The organism is Flavobacterium sp. (assembly GCF_043760115.1).
Classification (GTDB): Bacteria; Bacteroidota; Bacteroidia; order Flavobacteriales; family Flavobacteriaceae; genus Flavobacterium.
The window spans coordinates 1-6601 of sequence record NZ_JAYUPK010000092.1 but is presented as its reverse complement, the minus strand read 5'-3'; the positions used below and the strand labels follow the sequence as shown (position 1 = coordinate 6601).

Here is a 6601-nt window from a genome sequence, read left to right as displayed (position 1 = left end):
TATCTTTAATATCTATAGGTAATTCTTGCTTTAGATAAATCGTAAGGACTCATTTCTAGTTTTACTTTGTCACCAGGTAACAATTTAATGTAATGCATACGCATTTTTCCAGAGATGTGAGCGATAACGATATGTCCGTTTTCTAATTCTACACGAAACATCGCATTTGATAATGCTTCAATGATTGATCCGTCTTGTTCTATTGCTGATTGTTTTGCCATATATTAAGCTACTGCTTTTCTATTTTTTCCACTTTTCATCAATCCGTCGTATTCTTTATTCAATAAATATGAATTTATTTGTTGAATGGTATCAATTGCAACTCCAACCATAATGATTAGTGATGTTCCACCATAAAACATAGCCCAAGATTGTTGAACATTAAAACTAACAACTATTGCAGGAAATATAGCAATCAAAGCTAAAAATAATGATCCTGGAAAAGTTACAAGTGACATAATCTTATCAAGAAAGTCTGCTGTTTCAACACCAGGTTTTACACCAGGAATGAAACCACCACTTCTTTTTAAATCATCTGCCATTTTATTAGTTGGAACTGTTATTGCAGTATAGAAAAATGTAAATACTATAATTAAAGTAGCAAAAACTAAATTATACCAAAGACCAAACATATTACTAAAAGCTCCAGCAATTGATTGTGACATTTCTGAATCAGAAATACCAGCAAGAGCAGCAGGAATAAACATAATAGCTTGGGCAAAGATAATTGGCATAACTCCAGCAGCATTAAGCTTTAAAGGAATCCATTGTCTATTTCCACCAATCATATCTTGTTCAAAATCTCCTGTAGTAGTTCTTCTAGCATATTGAACAGGAATTTTTCTAACAGCCATTACTAACAATATACAAGCAATTATTACTAATAACCATAATATAATTTCTAAAACCAATATCATTGGTCCACCATTATTATTAGTAACTCTTGATGTAAATTCTTGAATTAAAGCTTGAGGTAATCTTGCAAGAATACCAACCATTATTAAAAGTGAAATACCATTTCCAATTCCTTTGTCAGTTATTTTTTCTCCCAACCACATAGCAAAAACTGTACCTGTAGTTAAAATTAAAACTGATGAAAATAAGAAAGAAAATGAATCAAAACCTAATAAAAATGCTTCTTGAGGAATAGTTTGTCTTAGATTAATAATGTAACCTGGACCTTGAAGTAAAGTTATACCAATTGTCAACCAACGTGTGATTTGATTTAGTTTCTTTCTTCCGCTTTCTCCATCTTTTTGAAGTTTTTGTAAATAAGGAATAGCTATTCCCATTAACTGTACAACGATTGAAGCAGAAATATATGGCATAATTCCTAGAGCAAAAACTGAAGCTTTTGAAAATGCTCCACCAGTAAACATATCTAGAATAGAACCTATTCCGTCTTTTGTTTGACCAGTTAAACCACTTAATTGTGTTGCATCAATTCCTGGAAGAGTAACGTGAGCACCAAATCTATATACTAAAAGTAAACCTAAAGTAACTAAGATTCTGTTTTTCAACTCCTCTATTTTCCACACATTCTTGAATGATTCAATAAAATTCTTCATATAATCAGAATATTATAATAAAACTACTTCACCTCCAGCAGCTTCTATAGCGGCTTTAGCTGTTGCAGTAAATTTGTGAGCAGATACTTTCAATTTTGCTTTTAATTCGCCACCACCTAAAATCTTAACGAGTTCGGTTTTAGTAGCCAAACGATTTGAAACTAATACAGAAAAGTCTACAGTATCAGTTACAATTCCATTATCAACTAGCAATTGAAGTTTATCAAGATTAACACCTTGATGTTCTATTCTATTAACATTTGTAAAACCAAACTTAGGAACACGTCTTTGTAATGGCATTTGTCCACCTTCAAATCCAATCTTTTTAGAATAACCAGAACGAGATTTTGCTCCTTTGTGACCTCTTGCAGAAGTACCACCTTTTCCAGAACCTTCTCCTCTACCTAATCTTTTATTTTGATTGTGTGTAGAACCTTCAGCAGGTTGTAAGTTACTTAAATTCATAACTGTTTTTGTTATTAAGCTTCTGTTACAGAAACTAAGTGTTTAACTTTATTTATCATTCCAAGGATAGTTGGATTTGAATCATGCTCTACAACCTGACCCATTTTACGTAGACCCAAAGCTTCTAATCCTCTTTTTTGTGTAAGTGGACAATTAATTTTACTTCTAACCTGTTTTACTAATAATTTAGCCATAATTTCCTTGAATTAACCTTTAAAAACTTTTTCTAAAGAAACGCCTCTTTGTTTTGCAACTGTATATGCGCTTCTCATTTGTAGTAATGCATCAAAGGTTGCTTTAACCACGTTGTGTGGATTAGAAGAACCTTGGGATTTTGATAATACATCGTGAATACCAACTGATTCAAGTACTGAACGAACAGCACCACCAGCAATAACTCCTGTACCATGAGATGCAGGCATTAAAAATACACGAGCTCCACCAAATTTACCTTTTTGTTCGTGAGGTACAGATTGTCCACTTAGAGGAATTCTAACTAAATTTTTCTTAGCATCTTCTACTGCTTTCGCAATTGCTTCAGAAACATCTTTAGATTTACCTAATCCGTGACCAACCACACCACTTTCATCACCTACAACAACAATAGCGGAAAAACCAAATGCTCTTCCTCCTTTAGTTACTTTGGTAACACGATTTACACTTACCAAACGATCTTTTAATTCAAGACCACTTGGTTTTACTAACTCTACATTCTTGTATTTATTAGACATAATATATTAGAATTTAAGTCCAGCCGCTCTTGCGCCTTCTGCTAATGATTTAATACGACCGTGATATAAATAACCTCCTCTATCGAATGTTATTGTATCTATACCAGATTTTAATGCTTTTTCTGCAACAAGTTTTCCAACTGTATTTGCAACTTCAACATTAGTACCTTTAGAATCTACTCCTTTATCTCTTGAAGAAATAGCTAATAATGTAACACCATTTGCATCGTCTATAAGTTGTGCATAGATTTCTTTATTACTTCTGAATACAGAAAGTCTTGGTCTTGCAGCTGTTCCGCTAACAATCTTTCTTATTCTATACTGGATTCTCTGTCTTCTTTCAGATTTTGTTAATGACATAATCTATAATTTTATGCTGATTTACCAGCTTTTCTTCTTAATACTTCACCTACAAATTTCACACCTTTTCCTTTATAAGGTTCTGGTTTACGGAAACCTCTAATTTTAGCGGCAATTTGACCTAAAAGTTGTTTATCAAAAGATGTTAACTTAACTATTGGGTTTTTACCTTTTTCGGAAATTGTTTCTAAAGTAACTTCTTTAGCAACTTCTAAAACAATATTATGAGAAAAACCAAGTGCTAAATCAAGTTTTTGACCTTGATTTGATGCTCTATAACCAACACCAACAAGTTCTAACTCTTTAGTAAAACCGTTAGATACACCTTCAATCATATTATTGATTAATGATCTGTATAAACCGTGTTTAGCTCTTTGATCTTTATGGTCTGATGATCTTTCAACTAGTACTTGACCTTCTTCAACTTTAACTGTAACGTCCGAAAACTCTTGTGTTAGTTGACCTAATTTTCCTTTAACTGTAACCAAAGCTTCTGTTAACTCTACAGTTACACCAGCTGGAATTACTATTGGATTTTTACCTATTCTTGACATCGCTTAGTATTTTATAAATTAGTATACGTAACAAATTACTTCACCACCAACATTCAATTGTTTAGCTTGTTTTCCTGTCATCAACCCTTTAGAAGTTGAAACAATAGCAATTCCTAAACCATTAAGAATTCTTGGTACATTTGAAGCACCTGCATATTTACGTAAACCTGGTTTACTAATTCTTTGGATATCTTTAATTACTGGCTCTTTAGTATCTTTATCATACTTCAAAGCAATTTTGATTGAACCCTGAACAGCGTTGTCTTCAAACTTGTAACTTAAAATATATCCTTGATCGAATAAAATTTTTGTGATTTCTTTTTTTAAATTAGATGCCGGAATTTCAACAACTTTGTGGTTTGCACGCACAGCATTTCTAACTCTTGTAAGATAATCTGCAATTGGATCTGTATACATTTGTATAAATTTGCGGTTATGGTTTTCTATAAAAACTATTTTTATGAACCTTTAACCAATTAAAAACTATTTTTATTACCAACTCGCTTTTTTAACACCTGGTATTAAACCTTGGTTAGCCATTTCACGAAATGTTACACGAGACAAACCAAATTGACGCATATAACCTCTTGGCCTACCTGTTAATTTACAACGGTTGTGTAAACGAACTGGAGAAGCATTTTTTGGTAATTTTTGTAAACCTTCATAATCCTTAGCTTCTAACAAAGCTTTTCTTTTTTCAGCGTACTTTACTACCGTTTTTTCTCTCTTCACCTCACGGGCTTTCATTGATTCTTTAGCCATATCTTAATTCTTTTTAAAAGGTAAACCTAATTCTGATAATAATGATTTTGCTTCCTTATCTGTATTTGCAGATGTTACAAAAGTAATATCCATACCAGAGATTTTGTTAACTTTATCGATATCAATTTCCGGAAAAATGATTTGCTCTAAAACTCCAAGATTGTAATTACCTCTTCCATCAAAACCGGTCGCTTTAATTCCGCTAAAATCTCTTACACGTGGTAAAGCAGAAGTAATAAGTCTATCTAAAAACTCATACATTCTTTCACCTCTTAAAGTTACTTTAGCACCAATTGGCATTCCTTTTCTTAATTTGAAAGAAGCAACATCTTTTTTAGAAATTGTAGAAACAGATTTTTGTCCTGTAATTTTAGTTAATTCGTCAACTGCATAGTCAACTAACTTTTTATCAGAAACTGCTGCCCCAACTCCACGGCTTAAAACAATTTTTTCAAGTTTTGGAACTTGCATAACGTTTTTATAACCGAATTCTTCTTTAAGTGAAGGTACAATTCTACTTTTATACTCTTCTTTTAGTCTAGGTATATATGACATAACTATAATACTTGATTAGATTTTTTCGAAAATCTTACTTTCTTATCACCTTCTATTCTAATTCCAACTCTTGTAGTTTCTTTAGATTTTGGATCTATAAGAGACAAATTTGAAATTTGAATTGGTGCTTCTTTCTTAATAATTCCACCTTGAGGACTTTTAGCACTTGGTTTAGTGTGCTTTGAAACCATATTAACACCTTCAACAATTGCTTTATTGTCTTCACGGATAACTCTAACAATTTTACCTTCAGAACCTTTGTGGTCTCCAGCTATAACTCTTACAATATCGCCTGTTTTTATTTTTAACTTTGTCATCATCAATCGAATTAAAGCACTTCTGGTGCTAATGATACAATTTTCATAAATTGTTTTTCACGAAGCTCTCTTGCTACAGGACCAAAAACACGAGTTCCTCTCATTTCACCAGCAGCATTTAATAAAACGCAAGCGTTATCATCAAATCTAATGTATGAACCATCGGCTCTTCTCACTTCTTTTTTAGTTCTTACAACAACTGCAGTTGAAACTGTACCTTTTTTAACGTTTCCGTTAGGTGTTGCATCTTTAATTGAAACTACAATTTTATCTCCAACAGAGGCATAACGTCTTTTCGTTCCTCCTAAAACACGGATTGTCAAAACTTCTTTTGCACCTGTGTTATCTGCGACTTTTAGTCTTGATTCTTGTTGTACCATAATTATTTAGCTCTTTCAATGATTTCAACTAATCTCCAACACTTTAATTTACTTAAAGGTCTAGTTTCCATGATCTTTACAGTATCTCCAATGTTGCAATCATTTGTTTCGTCGTGTGCAACATATTTTTTAGTCTTTAACACGAACTTACCATATAATGGGTGTTTTACTTTTCTTGTTTCAGAAACAACAATAGATTTCTCCATTTTGTTGCTTGTAACTACACCAACTCTTTCTTTTCTTAAATTTCTTTTTTCTTCCATCTTTCAGCAGATTACAATTATTGTAACTCTCTTTTACTTAGTTCAGTTGCCAATCTTGCTACCGATCTTCTCATAGTTCTTATTTGAAGAGGGTTTTGAATTGGTGAAATAGTGTGAGCCGTTTTTAATTCGGCATATGTTTTTTTCAACTGAACAAGTTGTACTTGTACTTCAGCTGTAGATAGATTGATAATTTCTGATTGTTTCATAATTTATATAAGATTATGCTTCGAAATCTCTAGCAATAACAAATTTAGTTTTAACTGGAAGTTTTTGAGCAGCTAAGCGTAAAGCTTCTTTAGCTACAGCTAAAGGCACTCCTCCAACTTCAAACATTATTTTTCCGGGTTTAACAACGGCAGCCCAATATTCTACGGCACCTTTACCTTTACCCATACGTACCTCAAGAGGTTTCTTAGTTATAGGTTTGTCTGGAAATACATTTATCCAAAGTTGTCCTTCTCTTTTCATAAAACGAGTTGCAGCAATACGCGCAGCTTCTATTTGACGTGAAGTTAAAAACATACCATTTTCATGTACAGATTTAATTCCAAACATTCCACTTGAAAGCATATGTCCTCTTTGAGAAACACCTTTCATTCTACCTTTTTGTACCTTACGGTATTTTGTTCTTTTAGGCTGTAAC

At 32.5% G+C, this 6601-nt stretch carries 15 protein-coding genes; all 15 read right to left on the bottom strand.

Going from position 1 to position 6601, the window contains the following annotated elements; all coding sequences use genetic code 11:
- Positions 1-5: 5 nt before the first annotated feature.
- Positions 6-221 carry a translation initiation factor IF-1 gene (gene infA, locus ACH2BC_RS08360; RefSeq protein WP_007136545.1) on the bottom strand — a complete coding sequence of 72 codons (216 nt, stop codon included), beginning with the start codon at positions 219-221 and terminating at the stop codon, positions 6-8.
- Between the two features lie 3 nt (positions 222-224).
- Positions 225-1568, bottom strand: a complete 1344-nt coding sequence (gene secY / locus ACH2BC_RS08355) for a preprotein translocase subunit SecY (RefSeq protein WP_395053541.1) — start codon at positions 1566-1568, stop codon at positions 225-227.
- 12 nt (positions 1569-1580) lie between these two features.
- Positions 1581-2033, bottom strand: a complete 453-nt coding sequence (gene rplO, locus ACH2BC_RS08350; protein WP_395053540.1) for a 50S ribosomal protein L15 — start codon at positions 2031-2033, stop codon at positions 1581-1583.
- A 14-nt stretch (positions 2034-2047) separates the two neighbouring features.
- The gene (gene rpmD, locus ACH2BC_RS08345) at positions 2048-2227 is read right to left on the bottom strand and encodes a 50S ribosomal protein L30 (protein ID WP_103804330.1); all 180 of its coding nucleotides are present in this window, start codon (positions 2225-2227) and stop codon (positions 2048-2050) included.
- A gap of 12 nt (positions 2228-2239) precedes the next feature.
- A complete protein-coding gene (rpsE, locus tag ACH2BC_RS08340) occupies positions 2240-2764 on the bottom strand; it encodes a 30S ribosomal protein S5 (RefSeq protein WP_395053539.1) in 525 nt (174 codons plus the stop codon).
- A 6-nt stretch (positions 2765-2770) separates the two neighbouring features.
- Positions 2771-3124 carry a 50S ribosomal protein L18 gene (gene rplR / locus ACH2BC_RS08335; protein WP_395053538.1) on the bottom strand — a complete coding sequence of 118 codons (354 nt, stop codon included), beginning with the start codon at positions 3122-3124 and terminating at the stop codon, positions 2771-2773.
- Between the two features lie 11 nt (positions 3125-3135).
- Positions 3136-3678, bottom strand: coding sequence for a 50S ribosomal protein L6 (gene rplF, locus ACH2BC_RS08330; RefSeq protein WP_395053537.1), 543 nt, complete (start codon positions 3676-3678; stop codon positions 3136-3138).
- An 18-nt stretch (positions 3679-3696) separates the two neighbouring features.
- Positions 3697-4095 carry a 30S ribosomal protein S8 gene (rpsH, locus tag ACH2BC_RS08325; protein ID WP_395053536.1) on the bottom strand — a complete coding sequence of 133 codons (399 nt, stop codon included), beginning with the start codon at positions 4093-4095 and terminating at the stop codon, positions 3697-3699.
- A 75-nt stretch (positions 4096-4170) separates the two neighbouring features.
- The gene (gene rpsN / locus ACH2BC_RS08320) at positions 4171-4440 is read right to left on the bottom strand and encodes a 30S ribosomal protein S14 (RefSeq protein ID WP_395053535.1); all 270 of its coding nucleotides are present in this window, start codon (positions 4438-4440) and stop codon (positions 4171-4173) included.
- A 3-nt stretch (positions 4441-4443) separates the two neighbouring features.
- Entirely contained in the window at positions 4444-4995 is a 552-nt protein-coding gene (gene rplE, locus ACH2BC_RS08315) for a 50S ribosomal protein L5 (protein WP_395053534.1), read from the bottom strand.
- 2 nt (positions 4996-4997) lie between these two features.
- Positions 4998-5312, bottom strand: coding sequence for a 50S ribosomal protein L24 (gene rplX / locus ACH2BC_RS08310; RefSeq protein WP_395053533.1), 315 nt, complete (start codon positions 5310-5312; stop codon positions 4998-5000).
- Between the two features lie 11 nt (positions 5313-5323).
- Entirely contained in the window at positions 5324-5692 is a 369-nt protein-coding gene (gene rplN, locus ACH2BC_RS08305) for a 50S ribosomal protein L14 (protein ID WP_395053532.1), read from the bottom strand.
- A gap of 2 nt (positions 5693-5694) precedes the next feature.
- A complete protein-coding gene (gene rpsQ / locus ACH2BC_RS08300) occupies positions 5695-5955 on the bottom strand; it encodes a 30S ribosomal protein S17 (protein ID WP_395053531.1) in 261 nt (86 codons plus the stop codon).
- A 17-nt stretch (positions 5956-5972) separates the two neighbouring features.
- Positions 5973-6164: a 50S ribosomal protein L29 gene (gene rpmC, locus ACH2BC_RS08295; RefSeq protein WP_395053530.1), complete on the bottom strand. Its 192-nt coding sequence runs from the start codon at positions 6162-6164 to the stop codon at positions 5973-5975.
- A 13-nt stretch (positions 6165-6177) separates the two neighbouring features.
- Positions 6178-6601: 50S ribosomal protein L16 (rplP, locus tag ACH2BC_RS08290; RefSeq protein ID WP_395053529.1), on the bottom strand; the 424-nt coding region annotated here is incomplete at its 5' end.

Bases quoted from the DNA above. Each gene is read 5' to 3' on its own strand.
- infA (WP_007136545.1), bottom strand. From the start codon at position 221: ATGGCAAAACAATCAGCAATAGAACAAGACGGATCAATCATTGAAGCA.
- secY (WP_395053541.1), bottom strand. From the start codon at position 1,568: ATGAAGAATTTTATTGAATCATTCAAGAATGTGTGGAAAATAGAGGAG.
- rplO (WP_395053540.1), bottom strand. From the start codon at position 2,033: ATGAATTTAAGTAACTTACAACCTGCTGAAGGTTCTACACACAATCAA.
- rpmD (WP_103804330.1), bottom strand. From the start codon at position 2,227: ATGGCTAAATTATTAGTAAAACAGGTTAGAAGTAAAATTAATTGTCCA.
- rpsE (WP_395053539.1), bottom strand. From the start codon at position 2,764: ATGTCTAATAAATACAAGAATGTAGAGTTAGTAAAACCAAGTGGTCTT.
- rplR (WP_395053538.1), bottom strand. From the start codon at position 3,124: ATGTCATTAACAAAATCTGAAAGAAGACAGAGAATCCAGTATAGAATA.
- rplF (WP_395053537.1), bottom strand. From the start codon at position 3,678: ATGTCAAGAATAGGTAAAAATCCAATAGTAATTCCAGCTGGTGTAACT.
- rpsH (WP_395053536.1), bottom strand. From the start codon at position 4,095: ATGTATACAGATCCAATTGCAGATTATCTTACAAGAGTTAGAAATGCT.
- rpsN (WP_395053535.1), bottom strand. From the start codon at position 4,440: ATGGCTAAAGAATCAATGAAAGCCCGTGAGGTGAAGAGAGAAAAAACG.
- rplE (WP_395053534.1), bottom strand. From the start codon at position 4,995: ATGTCATATATACCTAGACTAAAAGAAGAGTATAAAAGTAGAATTGTA.
- rplX (WP_395053533.1), bottom strand. From the start codon at position 5,312: ATGACAAAGTTAAAAATAAAAACAGGCGATATTGTAAGAGTTATAGCT.
- rplN (WP_395053532.1), bottom strand. From the start codon at position 5,692: ATGGTACAACAAGAATCAAGACTAAAAGTCGCAGATAACACAGGTGCA.
- rpsQ (WP_395053531.1), bottom strand. From the start codon at position 5,955: ATGGAAGAAAAAAGAAATTTAAGAAAAGAAAGAGTTGGTGTAGTTACA.
- rpmC (WP_395053530.1), bottom strand. From the start codon at position 6,164: ATGAAACAATCAGAAATTATCAATCTATCTACAGCTGAAGTACAAGTA.